16 protein-coding genes are annotated in these 14,301 nt (G+C 65.7%); 9 read left to right on the forward strand and 7 right to left on the reverse strand.

The features are described from left to right. Positions 1-12 precede the first annotated feature (12 nt). Genes B5483_RS09020 through flgB form a run of 5 tightly spaced genes read right to left on the reverse strand, consistent with a single transcriptional unit; the run spans position 13 to position 2,724 of the window. Positions 13-756: a flagellar basal body rod protein FlgF gene (locus B5483_RS09020; RefSeq protein ID WP_054945494.1), complete on the reverse strand. Its 744-nt coding sequence runs from the start codon at positions 754-756 to the stop codon at positions 13-15. 32 nt (positions 757-788) lie between these two features. Next, positions 789-1,604, reverse strand: a complete 816-nt coding sequence (locus B5483_RS09025) for a flagellar hook-basal body complex protein (protein WP_054945495.1) — start codon at positions 1,602-1,604, stop codon at positions 789-791. Positions 1,605-1,629: 25 nt separating this feature from the next. After that, the gene (locus B5483_RS09030; protein ID WP_054945496.1) at positions 1,630-1,971 is read right to left on the reverse strand and encodes a flagellar hook capping FlgD N-terminal domain-containing protein; all 342 of its coding nucleotides are present in this window, start codon (positions 1,969-1,971) and stop codon (positions 1,630-1,632) included. Next, positions 1,968-2,375 carry a flagellar basal body rod protein FlgC gene (flgC, locus tag B5483_RS09035; protein ID WP_054945497.1) on the reverse strand — a complete coding sequence of 136 codons (408 nt, stop codon included), beginning with the start codon at positions 2,373-2,375 and terminating at the stop codon, positions 1,968-1,970. The genes B5483_RS09030 and flgC overlap by 4 nt, the downstream gene beginning before the upstream one ends. Position 2,376: 1 nt before the next feature. After that, positions 2,377-2,724 carry a flagellar basal body rod protein FlgB gene (flgB, locus tag B5483_RS09040; protein WP_007012298.1) on the reverse strand — a complete coding sequence of 116 codons (348 nt, stop codon included), beginning with the start codon at positions 2,722-2,724 and terminating at the stop codon, positions 2,377-2,379. Between the two features lie 216 nt (positions 2,725-2,940). Here flgB and B5483_RS09045 point away from each other — a divergent pair, with 216 nt between their 5' ends. The 9 genes from B5483_RS09045 to B5483_RS09085 all read left to right on the forward strand — a co-directional run bounded on the left by B5483_RS09045 (position 2,941) and on the right by B5483_RS09085 (position 10,156). Beyond that, positions 2,941-3,630 (forward strand): MotA/TolQ/ExbB proton channel family protein, encoded by a 690-nt coding sequence (locus B5483_RS09045; RefSeq protein ID WP_054945498.1) that lies wholly within the window; start codon positions 2,941-2,943, stop codon positions 3,628-3,630. Further along, the gene (locus tag B5483_RS09050) at positions 3,627-4,157 is read left to right on the forward strand and encodes a hypothetical protein (protein WP_079730104.1); all 531 of its coding nucleotides are present in this window, start codon (positions 3,627-3,629) and stop codon (positions 4,155-4,157) included. Before B5483_RS09045 ends, B5483_RS09050 begins: the two co-directional genes overlap by 4 nt. Positions 4,158-4,177: 20 nt before the next feature. Then, on the forward strand, positions 4,178-4,678 hold the full coding sequence (locus tag B5483_RS09055) for a flagella basal body P-ring formation protein FlgA (RefSeq protein WP_054945500.1): 501 nt from the start codon (positions 4,178-4,180) through the stop codon (positions 4,676-4,678). Positions 4,679-4,799: 121 nt separating this feature from the next. Then, positions 4,800-5,123, forward strand: coding sequence for a flagellar biosynthesis anti-sigma factor FlgM (gene flgM / locus B5483_RS09060; protein WP_054945501.1), 324 nt, complete (start codon positions 4,800-4,802; stop codon positions 5,121-5,123). Continuing rightward, positions 5,120-5,455: a flagellar protein FlgN gene (locus B5483_RS09065; protein WP_231634580.1), complete on the forward strand. Its 336-nt coding sequence runs from the start codon at positions 5,120-5,122 to the stop codon at positions 5,453-5,455. Before flgM ends, B5483_RS09065 begins: the two co-directional genes overlap by 4 nt. A gap of 81 nt (positions 5,456-5,536) precedes the next feature. Continuing rightward, complete coding sequence (locus B5483_RS09070) at positions 5,537-6,409, forward strand: lytic transglycosylase domain-containing protein (protein ID WP_245828897.1); 873 nt, start codon at positions 5,537-5,539, stop codon at positions 6,407-6,409. Next, entirely contained in the window at positions 6,406-8,535 is a 2,130-nt protein-coding gene (locus B5483_RS09075) for a flagellar biosynthesis protein FlhA (RefSeq protein ID WP_054945503.1), read from the forward strand. Before B5483_RS09070 ends, B5483_RS09075 begins: the two co-directional genes overlap by 4 nt. Beyond that, positions 8,532-9,305, forward strand: a complete 774-nt coding sequence (locus B5483_RS09080) for a sigma-70 family RNA polymerase sigma factor (RefSeq protein ID WP_054945504.1) — start codon at positions 8,532-8,534, stop codon at positions 9,303-9,305. The genes B5483_RS09075 and B5483_RS09080 overlap by 4 nt, the downstream gene beginning before the upstream one ends. Positions 9,306-9,526: 221 nt before the next feature. Beyond that, entirely contained in the window at positions 9,527-10,156 is a 630-nt protein-coding gene (locus B5483_RS09085) for a hypothetical protein (RefSeq protein WP_245828898.1), read from the forward strand. Positions 10,157-10,281: 125 nt separating this feature from the next. Here B5483_RS09085 and B5483_RS09090 read toward each other — a convergent pair whose 3' ends face one another. Both B5483_RS09090 and B5483_RS09095 read right to left on the reverse strand, forming a co-directional pair. Then, positions 10,282-12,018 (reverse strand): putative bifunctional diguanylate cyclase/phosphodiesterase, encoded by a 1,737-nt coding sequence (locus B5483_RS09090; protein ID WP_079730107.1) that lies wholly within the window; start codon positions 12,016-12,018, stop codon positions 10,282-10,284. A gap of 156 nt (positions 12,019-12,174) precedes the next feature. Next, positions 12,175-14,223, reverse strand: a complete 2,049-nt coding sequence (locus B5483_RS09095) for a protein-disulfide reductase DsbD family protein (protein WP_079730108.1) — start codon at positions 14,221-14,223, stop codon at positions 12,175-12,177. Positions 14,224-14,301 lie beyond the last annotated feature (78 nt).

Genomic DNA, 14,301 nt, shown 5'->3' on the forward strand with positions numbered 1-14,301 from the left:
GATTCTTACTCCTCAGGATTCGATGCGCATGAGCCGCGCGCCGCCCTCGTCGAGCTGCTTGGCAGTCTCGATGAGTTTGGTGCGCATTTCGAAAAGGCGCTGGGCCGAGATCATCTCGACGAGCACTTCCGATGCGTTGACGTTGGACTGTTCGAGCGCTTGCGGGGTCAGCCGCGCGTTCTCGTCGACCGGTAAGGCGCCGCCGCCGCTTACGCGGAACTGGCCGGCAAGGTCTTTTTCGATTTTCGATCCGGTGGTGCTGACCAGTTTGAGGCGATCGAGGCGGACGGGCGGGGCTTCCGGAGTGGCCGGGTCCTTTACCAGCACGCCGCCGTCCGGGGCGATCGTGACGATCGAGCCGGGCGGGACGGTGACGGGACCGTTGTCGCCCAGAACCGGCAGGCCCTCGCCGTTCTCGATCACGCCGGTGACCGAAACGGAAAGGTCGCCACGGCGGGTATAGGCCTCGCCGCCGTCATAGGCCTGGACCGCCAGCATGGCATCGCCGTCGAGCGCGACGTCGAGGGGATTGCCGGTCGAGGTGACCGCGCCTTCCTTCATCGACGCGCCGCGCACTTCGGTGCTGGTCATCGCGCGTGCTTCCAGCTGCGGGCCTTCCAGCGTCATCGGCGTCGCCTGGATGATCTCCTTGCGAAAGCCGATAGTCTGGGCATTGGCCATGTTGCTCGCGATCACGCGCTCGCGCGTCATCGAGGCATTCATGCCGGAAACAGCGGTATAGATCAGCCGGTCCATCGGATCAGGTCCTCGTCAGCGTCTCAGGTGCCTCAGGTCCGCAGGTTGATGACGGTCTGCGAGATCTGCGAGGCGGTATCGATGGCCTTGGCATTGGCCTGGAAGTTGCGCTGCGCGGTGATCAGCGAAACCAGTTCCTCGGCGATGTCCACGTTCGAGCGTTCCAGCGAGCCCGAGAGCATGGAGCCGTAGAGACCCGTCTTGGGTTCGCCGTAGCTGGCGGCGCCGGAATTGCCGGTCGAGGTCCAGCTGGCGTTGCCCATCTGCTTCAGGCCGTTGGGGGCAAGGAACGAGGCCAGCGCAACGACGCCTACCGTGGTGTTGGAGCCGTCGGCATAAGTGGCGACGACCTGGCCCCTGTCGCCGATGGACACGCCTGCGAAGATCGAGCCGGCGGCATTGGTCTGCGGCAGCTGTGCATCCTGGAGGGTCGTGGTCGAGGTGACGGCGCCGGTCGCGTCGACCGGGAAGACCTGGAGGCGCGAGCCCTGCGCGTTCTTGATGAAGCCCTGTCCGTCGATGGAGAAGGCACCGGCGCGGGTATATTCGGTCTGTCCCGAAGTCGGCGAAACGACGGTGAAGAAGCCGTCGCCGTTGATCACGACGTCGAGCGCGTTGCCGGTCTGGTCGATCGGGCCGAGTGAGAAGTTCTGCTTCACCGCCGCGACGCGCGCGCCGATGCCCACGGTCGTCGAGGAGTCGGAGAAGACCGAGTTGGTGACGATGTCGGCAAAGGCGGTGTCGCTTTTCTTGAAGCCGCCGGTTTCCGCGTTGGCGATGTTGTTCGAGATGACGTTGAGGTCGGTCTGGGCGTTCTTGAGGCCGGTAAGCGAAGTGTAGAAAGACATGGCGTTAGTCTCCTGGAATGCAGTGTCAGGCGGCGGTCGAGCTGTCGGCCGCCTGCGAATCGGCTACTTTCTGGGCAAGCGAGGTCAGGGCCTCGTTGGTCGAGGTCTGGGCCGTGACGAGCGTGTCGAGCTTCGAGGAAATCGTGCTCAGGGTGTCGGACATCTCGGTCGTGCTGGAGAGCTGCGTGAACTGCGCCATCTGCGCCAGCATGTCCTTCTGGTCGACCGGGTTGGTCGGGTCCTGCTGCTGCATCTGCGCGAGCATCAGCTTGAGGAAGTCCCCCGAGTTGAGCGCAGCGAGCGGCGACTTCGAGTTCGACGAGGTGCTAGTCGACGCGCTTGTCGAGTTTACGGAAGTCACGGTCATTTGAGCCTCATCGTTTCGAGCATGAGTTGCTTTGCGGTGGTGAGAGCCTCGACCATGTTCTGGTACTGGCGGGAGGCCTCGAGCATCTCGACCATCTCGGCGTTCTCATCGACGGGAGCGGCCCAGACATCGCCGTTTGCATCGGCGAGCGGGTGGTCGGGATTGTGTTCGCGCACCGCCGCGGCCTGTTCGCGGACCACGCCTTGCACCTGGACGGTGGCAAGGCCGCTGGCGCGATCGAGGTCCTCGGCGAAGACGGCGCGGATCGGCTTGTAGGCATCCGCTTCGCTGCCCGACACGGTGCCGGCGTTGGCGAGGTTGGATGCGGCTGCGTTCATGCGCACGAGCTGGGCGGACATGCCGCGCTGTGCGACGTCGAAGATGGTGAAGGGCTGACCGGCCATCTTATTCACCTCTCAGTGCGCGTTTGACGTTGTCGACGCGCGAGCGGATGAACTCGAGCGTCGTGGCATAGCCGACGGCGTTTTCCGAAAAGGCGAGCTGCTCGTTCTGCAGCTCCACGGTATTTCCGTCGAGCGAGGGCATTACCGGAATGCGGTACTGCGTGGCGCTCTGGGCAGCGCTCTCGATATCGGCGCCGTTGCTTGCGGACTTCAGTGCTGCGGCGAAATCGATGTCGCGCGCCTTGTAGCCCGGGGTCCCGGCATTCGCGATGTTCGAGGCGATCACGCCCATACGCTCGGAGCGAAGCTCGAGCGCCTTGGCGTGAATTCCGAACAGGTCCTGCGGCATTTGTCCTGGCTCCAGGTTTAGTCTGCCGAGGTAATTCGCAAGGACCGTGCCAGTTTTCCCAAGACCCCTGGATTTCCGGGCTTTCGCCGCAGGCTTGCCGGGGGCGGCAGGGCAGGGCGGCAATCCCTTGCCGGGTGGCGGCAAAAACCCTCCGCCAACCCCCTGAAATTCCGGCATTGCCGTCCGTTCTATGCTGCACGAAGGAGAAGCAGCTTCATGCAGGTCGACAATCTGTTCGATGCCACCAGTGCCCTTATCGTCGTGGGCGGTACGGTCGCGGCAACGGTCATGCGGTGCGGCATCCGGGACAGCCGGACCGCGGTGGCCTCGCTGGGCGGCCTGTTCGCGAAGCGCTTCGATGCTGCCCGCGCCCGGGCCGAACTGGCCGGGCACGTGCGGGAAATGCAGACCGACGGCGTCATCCGCACGGCTCCCCATCATTTCGGTGATGCGGAATTCGACGAGGCGACCGATTCCCTGATCGGCACCCGCTCCATCGGCGCGCTGCAGGCGGCCCATGTCGCCCACAAGCGCCGCCGAGTGGTGCGCAATCGCCGTGCCGTGCGCACGTTCAACCAGGCGGCAGACCTCTCTCCGGTCTTCGGCCTCGCCGGCACGCTCGTCTCGCTCAGCCAGCTGCCCGGCGGCCCGGAAGGGGCGGGGGACTTCACCACCGCAATCTCGATGGCCGTGCTGACCACCCTCTACGGGCTGCTGCTGGGCAATATCGTCTTCGCTCCGCTTGCGCGCGTGGTCGCGCGCGTGGGCGCGAAAGAAGAGCGCGAGCGCCAAAAGGTCCTCGACTGGCTCGAAGGCCAGCTCATCTCCGCATTGCCGGCACATGCACGCCCCGCGGCGATGGAAAAGGCTGTGACCTCCATCGCCTCGCGCAGTTCAAGGGCGTGAGCGGGCGCGCTTCGGTCGGTTGGCAAACCGCGCTGGCCGACCTTTCCCTGATCCTGTTCATGGTAACGGCCGCGGCGGTCAGCCGGCAGCCGCCCGAGGCCTTTGCCAAGGCTGGAAAAATCGCGGAGCAGGCTGGCGGCGGGGCGGCGGTTTCGCCGCAGTCCGAACCGTTGGCCGTCTATGTCGATGCGCCGGGCGCGCCGCCGCTATCGCAATGGCTGGAGCAGCAGGCCGTCGATCCGCGCCAGCAGCTCACGATTACAGCGCATTACGGCGATGCTCCCGAAGCGCAGGCTCGCGCGATGGCCGATGCGACACGCCTGCTCGAGGATGCCGGACGGGCCGGCCATGCCGCTCGCATTGTCGTCGAACCCGGGCTCGGACCGTCACGGGTCGTCATCGCCTACGACGCGCCGCTGGTGGACGGCGAGGGCGCGGTGGCCGCACAGGTCAGCCTCTCGACGAACGATACGCAAGGAAATGCGCCGGAAGTGGCACGGAAATTGCAGGTGTCAGGCCAAAGTTAGAGCTACAGGATACCCTGAAGATGACGACTGGCCTTGCCCTCGCTGCCGCTGCGGCAGCTTCCGCCCTTGCCGGCTTTGCCGATCTCGACGCAATCGACCGGCAGGTCGCCGGATTTACCGGAGCGCCGACCGGTGCGGTCGGCGGCGCCTTGACGGGTGTCGACCGGCGATTGCGCCTGCAGCCTTGCCGTAGCGGGTTGGCGCTGTCCTGGCGCACGACGATGCATGACAGCGTCGTCGTCCAGTGCGGCGATGCCAACGGCTGGCGGATTTTCGTGCCGGTGCGTCAGGCTGCGCCGGTCGCTTCTGCCCCCGTGGCCAATGCAATCAACCGCGGCGATGCAGTCGCCATTTCGATTTCCGGTGACGGATTCTCGGTGTCGCAACCGGGTGAGGCCCTCGATTCCGGTGCGGTGGGCGACTGGATCCGGGTGCGTCCGGCAACCGGCACGCGCACCCGCGCCGAACCGATGCGCGGCCGCATCGAACGCCCGGGCGTGGTATCCATTCCCTTGCCCTGAAGAAAATCTTTCGGTTTGCCCTTAGTTACTTGCGGCTCAATTCGAAATTTTTTGCACCAGGGCATTAAAAGAACCTTAGCCCCGCCGTCCTAAGCTGCAGGAACTTTCAAGGAGCGGCACTATGCCACCTATCGAAGTGGGACCTGCACGCGCAATTACCGCGATCAGTGCCAGGCTGGCCCGCACGGCGGGCAATGACTCCCTGCCCGGCGCGAACAGCGTCGCGGCAGCCAACAAGACTGTGCCGGCGGACAAGCAGGCGGCCATTACTGCCGGTGCTGCCGTCGAAACGACCGAGGCGCTCGACCCGAGCGCGCCCCCGGTCAATGCAGAACGAGTAAAGCAGATCCGCAAGGCGGTGGAATCGGGGACCTATCCCCTCGTTCCCGCCGAAATCGCGGACGCCATGATTGCAGCCGGTGTGCTGCTGAGGAGCGGCAAGTGATTACCCAGACCGAGCTTCGTGACACCCTGCGGCAGATGCTTGCCGTGCTGGAAGAAGAGCGGCAGGCGCTTGCCGGCCTCGATCTCGACGGGATCGTCGGTGCGACCAATGTCAAGGACCGCCTCTGTGGGACGCTCGGCAATGCCGATGGCATCGAGCTCGACGATGAGTGCCGCAGCATGATCGACACGGCCAAGCGCCTTAACGAGGTGAACCGCCAGGTCCGCAATATCATTGCCGCCAATGTCACGACGCGTCTCAATGCGATTGTCGGCAGCCCGCAGGTCTATAGCGCCGCTCCGCGCTATGCGCAGGCAGTGGGCCGCAACTGAGGTTTGCGTTCCCCGGCAGGATCCGTTTGGCACGGTTCTTGCTGAAACACTCCCGGTTAGATTTTCGACCGGGAGCCGGAATTGAGCGATGCATCAGGAATCGGTGGGGTAGGAAGCCCGAATGGCGGTGGCACTCGCGTGCAGGCCGCCATTGCGCGTGCCGCTGCCGCCACTGGCGTCGACTTCAAGTACCTGATGGCCCAGGCCAAGCTCGAATCCAGCATGGATCCGGGCGCCAGGGCGGCGACCTCCAGCGCTGCCGGCCTCTACCAGTTCACCCAGGGTACCTGGGTCGAGACGCTCGACCGGCATGCCGAACGCCACGGCCTCGACTGGGTCGGCTCGGCGATTGACGGTGGCCGGATCACCGATCCCGCGATGCGCGCACAGATCATGTCGCTGCGCTACGATCCCGATACGTCGGCGATGATGGCCGCCGAGCTCGCCAGCGACAACCGCGCCGAACTGACCGGTGTTCTGGGCCGCGAGCCGGACTCGTCCGAACTCTATCTCGCCCACTTCCTCGGCATTTCCGGCGCCAGCCAGTTCCTGTCGGCCTTGGGCACCAATCCTTCGCAGAGCGCCGCGTCGATCCTGCCCAAAGCGGCAGCGGCCAATCGCGGAATCTTCTTCGACGGGGGAGCACCGCGCAGCGTCGGCGGTGTCATGGATCTCATCCGTGGCAAGGTCTCGCAGGCGATGAACGGCGAAGCGCCGTCGCAGTGGGCGGCGATATCGACCAATGCGCAGCTTGCCGCGGCACCGGCCGCGCAACAATCGCATCTCGGGCCGATCGCCCGCGAATTTCATGCGGGACTGGGCGAGGCGCCGCAGATGGCGTCGCACTCCATGTCCGCGACCCTTCAGGGCACTTTCGGTTCGGGCTCGGGGGCGGATGCCGCCCCGGCCCATGTCCGTAACGCCTACGCCAAGCTTGCGAGGTTCGGGCTGTGAATCTGTTCAAACGCGTTTCGGACCCCGGATCGCTGGCCCTGCCGGGCGGCATCCTCACGCTTATCGTGCTGATGATCGTGCCGGTCCCGGCCATCGTCCTCGACATTTCCTTCGTCATGAACATCGCGCTTTCGGTCGCGATCCTGATGGCGGCGATGAACGCGGACAAGCCGCTGGACTTCTCCTCGTTCCCGTCGGTCCTGCTGTTCGCGACGCTGCTGCGCCTGGCGCTCAACGTCGCCTCGACGCGCGTCGTGCTGGTTCACGGGCACGAGGGCGAGGCAGCCGCGGGCAAGGTCATCGAATCCTTCGGTGCCTTCCTCATTGGCGGCAACTTCGCGGTCGGCATCTTCGTCTTCCTGATCCTGATGATCATCAACATGGTCGTGGTGACCAAGGGCGCGGGCCGTGTGTCGGAAGTTTCGGCACGCTTTACCCTCGACGCCTTGCCCGGCAAGCAGATGGCGATCGACGCCGACCTTGCCGCCGGCCTGCTCACTGCCGACGAGGCCAAGGCCCGCCGCCGCGAAGTCTCCACCGAGGCGGACTTCTACGGCTCGATGGACGGTTCGTCGAAATTCGTGAAGGGCGACGCGATCGCGGCGCTGCTGATCCTTGGCGTCAACATCATCGCCGGTTTCTGCCTTGGCATGATCAGCCACGGCCTGTCCGCCGGAGAAGCCGCGCAGACCTATATCACGCTGGCCATCGGCGACGCGCTGGTCGCGCAGGTTCCCTCGCTGCTGCTGTCGATTGCCGCCGCGGTCATCGTTACCCGCGTTTCCGACACCCGCGACCTTGCCGGCCAGATCGGCGGCCAGTTTGCCGATCCCGGCACATGGTTGCCGGTTGCCGTCGTGCTCGGCGCGATGGGCATGATCCCGGCGATGCCGCAGTCGATCTTCCTGCCGGCCTCGGGTCTCGCCTTCTGGCTGTGGCATACGCTCAAGAAGCGGCGCGACCGCCCGGTCGTGGTGGCCGAGCCGATGCCCGAACCGGTCGATCCGGCGAAGATCGAGCTGGAGGAAGTCTCCGACCACACGCTCGTCACCATCGAACTTGGCTATGGTCTCGTCCAGCTGGTCGACGACCGCAGGGGTTCGCCGCTTGTCCAGCGCGTTACCGGGGTGCGCAAGCAGCTGAGCCAGGCCTTCGGCTTCATCGTGCCGCAGTTCCGGGTGCGCGATGCGCTCGACATGCCGCCGCACGAATATCGCATCCTGCTGGGCGGCGTGAACCTGGGCGGTGCGATGATCCGTGCCGACAAGGTGCTGGCGATCGATGCCGGTGAAGTGCGGCCCACCCACACGCTCAAGGGCGAGGCAACGCGCGATCCCAGCTTCGGCTGCCCCGCCTTGTGGATCGATCCGGCCCAGCGCGACCATGCCACGGCCGAGGGCTTCCTCACCGTCGATGCCGGCACCGTGATCGCCACGCACCTCAACCAGCTCCTGTCGGAGCGTCCGCAGGACATGCTCGGCCCGGATCAGGTCAAGGACCTGCTGGAATCGCTCAAGGAACATGCCTCGGGCCTCGTCGAAACGATCCATCCCCAGCCGCTCACGCTGGCCGCGATCACCCGCCTGCTGCGCTCTTTGCTGGAGGATCACATCCCGATCTCGCATCCGGTGCCGATCCTGCAGAGCCTCAGCCGCGCGGTGCAGCAGACGGTCGATCACGACCGGCTGGTGGAACTCCTGCGCGCGGATTTGGGCGCCCTGATCGTCGGTCGCATCTGCCCGCCGCACGAGCGCCTGCCGGTCCTGACGCTCGACGCCGGGCTGGAATCCGCCATCGTGCAGGGCATGCAGGATCCGGTCACCGGACAGCCGGTGATCGAACCCGACCTTGCCCGCATGATCGGCGAGCGCGTCTCCGAGCTTTCGGAGGCCCGCGGGAACGGTGCGATCCCGCTCACGCTGGTCGTCCAGCCCCGCGCCCGCCGCACCCTCGCCGCGCTGCTGCGCCTGCGCGCGCCCTCGTGTCTCGTTCTCAGCATTGCCGAACTGCCGGCGACCCAACCGATCGAGGTGGTCGACGTCATCGGCAGCGCACCTCCGCAGCGACAGGCCCCCGGCCTGCCGCGACCAGACCACAACGATCCAGCTGAAAGCATGGCAGCATGAAGCACGATCCCAATGCATTCGCGCCCGCGCCGACCTACAAGGTCAACACTGCGCAGTCCCGACGTGTCAGTGGCGCCTATCAGGGCGACGTGGCTGACCGGGTTCGCCGGTTCCTCCCCATGGTCAGGCGGCTTGCCTGGCATGTGAACGGCACCGGGCGACCGGGCATCGAACTCGAAGACCTGATGCAGGCGGGTCTCGTCGCCCTGACCGAATGCGCCCAGCGTCACCAGGGGCCGGGCGAGGACGGCTTTGCCGCCTATGCCAAGATGCGCGTGCGCGGGGCGATGGTGGACCTGATCCGCCGTACGATTCCCATGTCGCGCGGGGCCAGCGAAAGGCGTCGCCTGCTGGCCGAAAAGCAGACCGAACTCCGCGGGGTGCTGGGCCGCGATCCATTGCCGCAGGAATTGGCCGAGGCCATGGGCATCGACGAAGCCGAACTGCACGCCCTGCGCGATTCCAGCCAGCCGCTACACTTCGAGCCGATCGACGAAATCTATTCCGACCAGAACATGGCCTTTGCCGACGAGACTCCCGACAGCCTTTCCATCCTCGAGGACGAGGAGATGCGCGAGGCGGTCATCGCCGCGATCGCCGAACTGCCCGAGAGGCTAAAGCTGATCGTCTCGCTCTATTTCGTCGAGGAACTGAACCTCTCCGAAATCGCGCAAGTGCTCGATGTCTCGATCCCGCGCGTCCACCAGCTCAAGGCGCAGGCGCTGGCCAAGCTGCGGGAGGCGCTGGAGGGCATGGCGGAGATCATCTGATTCCGGCCTGAAGAGCGTGCAGAACTGCACGTTCGAAGGGACCGGAACGCAGGCTTGCCGCCTGCACGGCAACCGTTTGCCGCATTTGCCGCCTCATTTGCGACGAGGCGTTCGCGGCGATGCAACTACACCCTCTCCCGGCCGCTTCAACATACGCGGGGACGGAGCGCGCTCGATGCGCCTCCTTTGTGTTGAACCGAAGAAGCCTTGGGAGATGCAACGTGATAACCATTACCCCGCTCGGGCTGGCGATAGGGCTGATCGTCCTTGCCGTGATTGTCGGCGCGGCCCTCATGTACATGCGCAAACGCCATAGCGATCATCTGCGCGACCGCTTCGGCGGTGAGTACGACCGCACCGTTCGCGAAGCCGGCAATGCGCATCGCGGCGAAACCATCCTGCACGAACGCGAAAAGCGCGTGGCCTCGTTCGACATCCGTCCGCTCTCCGAAGAAAGCCGGGCCCGTTACGTCGAAGCATGGCGCAAGGTGCAGGCCCGCTTTGTGGATTCCCCGGCCGATGCCGTGACCCGCGCTGACGTTCTGCTCGGCGAAGTCATGGAGGAGCGCGGCTATCCGGTCGTCGATTTCGAACAGCGATCGGCCGACCTCTCCGTCGACCATGGCGACGTGGTGCAGAACTATCGCGCCGGCCATGCCATCGCCGAGCGTCATTCGCGCGGCGAGGCGGGCACCGAGGACCTGCGTCAGGCCATGATTCACTATCGCGCCCTGTTCGACGATCTCGTCCATGAGCCGGTCGACAGCAGTCCGGTCATCGAGGGGCGCGACGGGCGCATCCATGACATGCGCAAGGACAGGACATTCAGCCGGGAGAAGCTTCACGACTGATCATATCGACAGCGCCGAATGCGTAGCCTTGCAGCCAAGCCGCGCGCGCTTCGGGCGATGGCCCGCGATCTGACGGCTGATGAGCGGCAGGCAGCAGGGCGCCACACATCGCCCCTGCCTGCCGCTCAGGCGGCAACCCGCACGTTGGATGGCGGATTGAGGCGGTTGAGCACCGCCGGAACCTGGGCCGCGGGAATGGCCTCGCAATGGAAATGGCCCTGGACGCGATCGCATCCCATGACCGTGAGCAGTTCCATCTGATCCGACGTCTCGACACCTTCCGCGGTTACCGAAATGCCCAGGCTGTGCGCGAGAGCGATCATGCCGTGGACGATCTTCTGGTCTCGGGTGTCGCTGGTCAGGTTGGTGATGAAGCTGCGGTCGATCTTCAAGCGGCTTATCGGCAGTTCCTTCAGATGCGTGAGCGAGGCAAAGCCGGTGCCGAAATCGTCGAAGGCGATTTCGACGCCTGCGTTCGACAGCGCATGAAGTTCGCGCCGGACGGTCTCCGATTGCTGTCCCAGGAACATGCCTTCCGTCACCTCGATGCCGATGCGTTCGGCACCGACGCCATGCCGGTCGAGCAGGGTCAGGAGGCGTGCCGCGAAGTGCGGGGCGTCGAAGTCGGCGGTCGTCGTGTTGTATTTCACTTGCGCGAACGGAATGCCTGCATCGATCCAGGCGCGGGTCTGCATGATCACCGCTTCCTGCACGAACGTGCCGATTTCCGCGCAGAGCTGGCGCGATTCGAAAACCTCCTCGAAGACGCCGGGTGCGATCAGGCCGAGCACCGGATGATGCCAGCGCAGCAGGGCCTCGAACGATGGCAGGCCGCTTTCATGCAGGCCGACGATGGGCTGGTAGAACAGTTCGAACTGTCCGGCAGTAAGGCCTGCGTGCGCCTGTTCCTGGATCAGAACGCGGCGCCGCGTGCGCTCCAGCATTTCCGGCTTGAAGCGGACACAGCGGTTCCGGCCCACGCGCTTGGCCGAATAGAGCGCGACGTCGGCGCAATTGATCAACTCGGCCGTGCACTGGCCGTCCTTTGGATACACCGAAAGGCCGATGCTTGCCGTCGCAAGCAGGAAAGCCGGTCCGATCTGGACGGGAGCCCAGACCGCTTCCTGCAACTGTTCGACAATGTCCGCCAGCGGCGCGCTGTCGGGCGTGCGCTTCAGGACAATGGCGACCTCGTCGCCGCCGGGCCTTGCGATCAGCGCCTCGCTGCCCAGCACGGTGCGCAGGCGATAGGCCATGGTCTTGAGGAACTGGTCACCGGCATCGTGCCCGCTGACGTCGTTGATGTCCTTGAAGTTGTCGATGTCGAGCATCAGCAGCGCCAACCCGTGCCGGTGCAGTTGCGCCTCGCTCAGGAGCTGGGCGAAGCGATGCTGGAAGCCGAGGCGGTTCTGCAACCCGGTGAGCGCATCGGTGACGGCCATCTCGCGCATGCGCTGCTCGGCGTTCTTCTGTTCGGTGATGTCGAAGCGACAGGAAACGAAGCGGCAGACCTCCCCCGCCTCGTCGAGTTCGGGGAAGATCGTCGTCGAGACCCAGTAGAGCGAGCCGTCCTTTGCCCGGTTGCAGATTTCCCCACGCCAGATCTCGCCGGCGCAGATCGTTTTGAACATGGTCTTGAAGAAGCCGCGGTCATGATGGCCGCTGTTGAGGATGCGGTGGTTGGCGCCGACGAGTTCGTCGTGACCGTAGCCGCTGATCTCGCAGAACCGGTCGTTTGCATAGAGGATGCGCCCGGCACGGTCGGTCACCGCGACGATCAGGACATCGTCGACGGCCTCGATCCAGAACGAGCCGGCCTGCTGGCCATGATCCTGCAAACTGTTGACTGCGGGTGATCCCATCCGGCGGCGTCCCGAATCGCGGTTCCAATTCGTCTCCTGATAACGATAACGCGGCTAACGGTTTTGCGTTGGGCGGCTAGGGGACTCACCGCTGGCAAAGATGAATCCGCGTCAATATCTCGCCGAGGAGCGGGAGCTGCCGCAAACGCGGCAGGATCAGCGGCCCGCTTTCTCCGCAAGCAGTGCAGGGGTCAGCACCTGGGGCAGCTTTTCGGGTGCGCGGCCCGGTGCGTACCAGACATAGAGCGGAACGCCGGCAGCCCCCTGGGCGGTGAGGTAGCGGGTGATTTCCGGATCGCGCCGGGTCCAGTCGCCGCGCATTACCACCACGCCTGCCTTTTCGAAGGCGGCCCGGGTGTCCTCGCGCTCGATCGCGACTTCCTCGTTGACCTTGCAGGTCAGGCACCAGTCCGCCGTCATGTAGACGAAGACCGGATTGCCCGAAGCGCGGGCCTGCGCCAGCGCTTCCTCGCTGAACGGCGCAGTCTTCAGGATGCTGTCGACATGCGCGGCGTTCGGTCCCGGCTGGGGCAGGATGGCAAGGCCCGCGATGGCAGCGAAGGCCGCGAGCAGTGCCGCTGGCGTAGCGCTGCGTCCCCGGCGCTGGGCCATGCCCGCGCCGGCGAGGGCGGCAAGGACGATGCCCGTGAACAGCAGCGTGCCGAGCAGGAACCATTCGCCGCCGATCTTCCATGCCAGCCAGGCGAGGGCCAGCGCGGTGAGGCCCATCGGCACGGCCATGATCAGGCGGAAGCGGCGCATCCATGCCCCCGGCTTGGGCAGGCGGCGGCGCAAGGCCGGGATGAAGGCGACGGCGATGAAGGGCAGGGCGATGCCGAGGCCCAGCGTTGCGAAGAGCGCCAGCGCAGGCACGACCGGCAGCAGCAGCGCCGCGCCCATCGCGCTTGCCATGAACGGCCCGGTGCAGGGCGTCGCAACGAAGGCGGCGAGCAGGCCGGTGGCAAAGGCGCCCTGCGTATAGCTGCGCGGGCTGCCGCCGGCCACGAACCCGGGAACGGCGAATTCGAACAGGCCGAGCAGGTTGGCGGTGATCGCACTTGCCAGCAGCAGCAGGCCGACGACGACCAGCGGTTCCTGCAACTGGAAGGCCCAGCCCACTTCCTCGCCCGCCGCGCGCAGCACCACGAGAACGCCGCCAAGGGCCAGGCAGGCGACGATGACGCCGGCGGCATAGGCCAGCCCTTCGATTCGCGCATGGGCCTCGCTCTCTCCGGCACGGGCGAGGCTGAGCGCCTTGAGGCTGAGGATCGGGAAGACGCAGGGCATGACGTTGAGCAGCAAGCCGCCCGCCAGCGCGGCCAGCAGCAGCCAGGGCAGGGCGGGCAGCACCGGTGCATCGCCAGTCGCGATCGTTTCCCCGCCCGTTGGCACTGCACCCGGCCTTGCGGTGAAGGAAATGCCATTGCCGGCCCGGTCGAACTTGAGCACGCCTTCGATCGTTGTCGGTCTCTGCGGGTCGAAGCCGACGCGCGGGATCGTCACCAGCAGCAGGTCGCCCTTGCGCGCGAAGACTTGCGGCGCGGCGTAGTCGACCACCTTGTCCTGCGCGATGAACACGTGCGGTTCGCCAAGGTCGACCGAGGCCGGAAGCGGGATTGCCAGACGCAGGGCCTTGTCGGAAAGCGCCATGTTGACCGGTGCGTCGAGCGGGGCGGGCAGGCGGCGGGTCCATTCGGCAAAGCGCGCCGGATCCTGTCCGGGGCCGCCGACAACCACTTCGGTGCCAAGGTCGGCGCGTTCGGGCACGCAGATCTGGTCGGTGCAGGCCAGCCACTGCGCCTTGACGCGCACCGACAGGCGGCTGCCCGGCCGCGCGTTGGCAGGCAGGGTCAGCGGAACGAGAACCGCATAGTCGCTTTCGTAGACATGGTTCATCAGCCCGGAGACGATCAGTGTATGCGGCACCGGGTACTGCGGCTGGCCGACTTTCGCGCCGGAGGGCAGGGCCCAGTCGAGCTGCATGCCAAGGCCGGCGTCGCCCGGATTGGTCCAGTAGCCGTGCCAGCCCTTTTCAGGCTTCATGTCTATCGCGAGGGTGACCTGCCCGCCGCCCGGGGCAGGCGGCCCGACTACCAGCTGCGCAGCGATATGGTTCGGCGCCGCCGATACCGTTGCCGGTAGCAGGAACAGGGCCAGCAGGTGACACATGACTGCCACAAACAGGCGATAGCGGCGCGTATCCATGAAGCTCCCGTGCATCCCGCGGCCTTGCGAAACATATTCGCTCCGGCCAAAGTTGCATTGCCTGCATTGCGCTGACTT

It is taken from the genome of Novosphingobium mathurense (genome assembly GCF_900168325.1).
In the GTDB taxonomy this organism is placed as follows: Bacteria; Pseudomonadota; Alphaproteobacteria; order Sphingomonadales; family Sphingomonadaceae; genus Novosphingobium; species Novosphingobium mathurense.

What these genes read in the sequence shown, in the direction of transcription:
- B5483_RS09020 (WP_054945494.1), bottom strand. Translation starts at nt 756, where the DNA reads ATGGACCGGCTGATCTATACCGCTGTTTCCGGCATGAATGCCTCGATG.
- B5483_RS09025 (WP_054945495.1), bottom strand. Translation starts at nt 1,604, where the DNA reads ATGTCTTTCTACACTTCGCTTACCGGCCTCAAGAACGCCCAGACCGAC.
- B5483_RS09030 (WP_054945496.1), bottom strand. Translation starts at nt 1,971, where the DNA reads ATGACCGTGACTTCCGTAAACTCGACAAGCGCGTCGACTAGCACCTCG.
- flgC (WP_054945497.1), bottom strand. Translation starts at nt 2,375, where the DNA reads ATGGCCGGTCAGCCCTTCACCATCTTCGACGTCGCACAGCGCGGCATG.
- flgB (WP_007012298.1), bottom strand. Translation starts at nt 2,724, where the DNA reads ATGCCGCAGGACCTGTTCGGAATTCACGCCAAGGCGCTCGAGCTTCGC.
- B5483_RS09045 (WP_054945498.1), top strand. Translation starts at nt 2,941, where the DNA reads ATGCAGGTCGACAATCTGTTCGATGCCACCAGTGCCCTTATCGTCGTG.
- B5483_RS09055 (WP_054945500.1), top strand. Translation starts at nt 4,178, where the DNA reads ATGACGACTGGCCTTGCCCTCGCTGCCGCTGCGGCAGCTTCCGCCCTT.
- flgM (WP_054945501.1), top strand. Translation starts at nt 4,800, where the DNA reads ATGCCACCTATCGAAGTGGGACCTGCACGCGCAATTACCGCGATCAGT.
- B5483_RS09080 (WP_054945504.1), top strand. Translation starts at nt 8,532, where the DNA reads ATGAAGCACGATCCCAATGCATTCGCGCCCGCGCCGACCTACAAGGTC.
- B5483_RS09090 (WP_079730107.1), bottom strand. Translation starts at nt 12,018, where the DNA reads ATGGGATCACCCGCAGTCAACAGTTTGCAGGATCATGGCCAGCAGGCC.
- B5483_RS09095 (WP_079730108.1), bottom strand. Translation starts at nt 14,223, where the DNA reads ATGGATACGCGCCGCTATCGCCTGTTTGTGGCAGTCATGTGTCACCTG.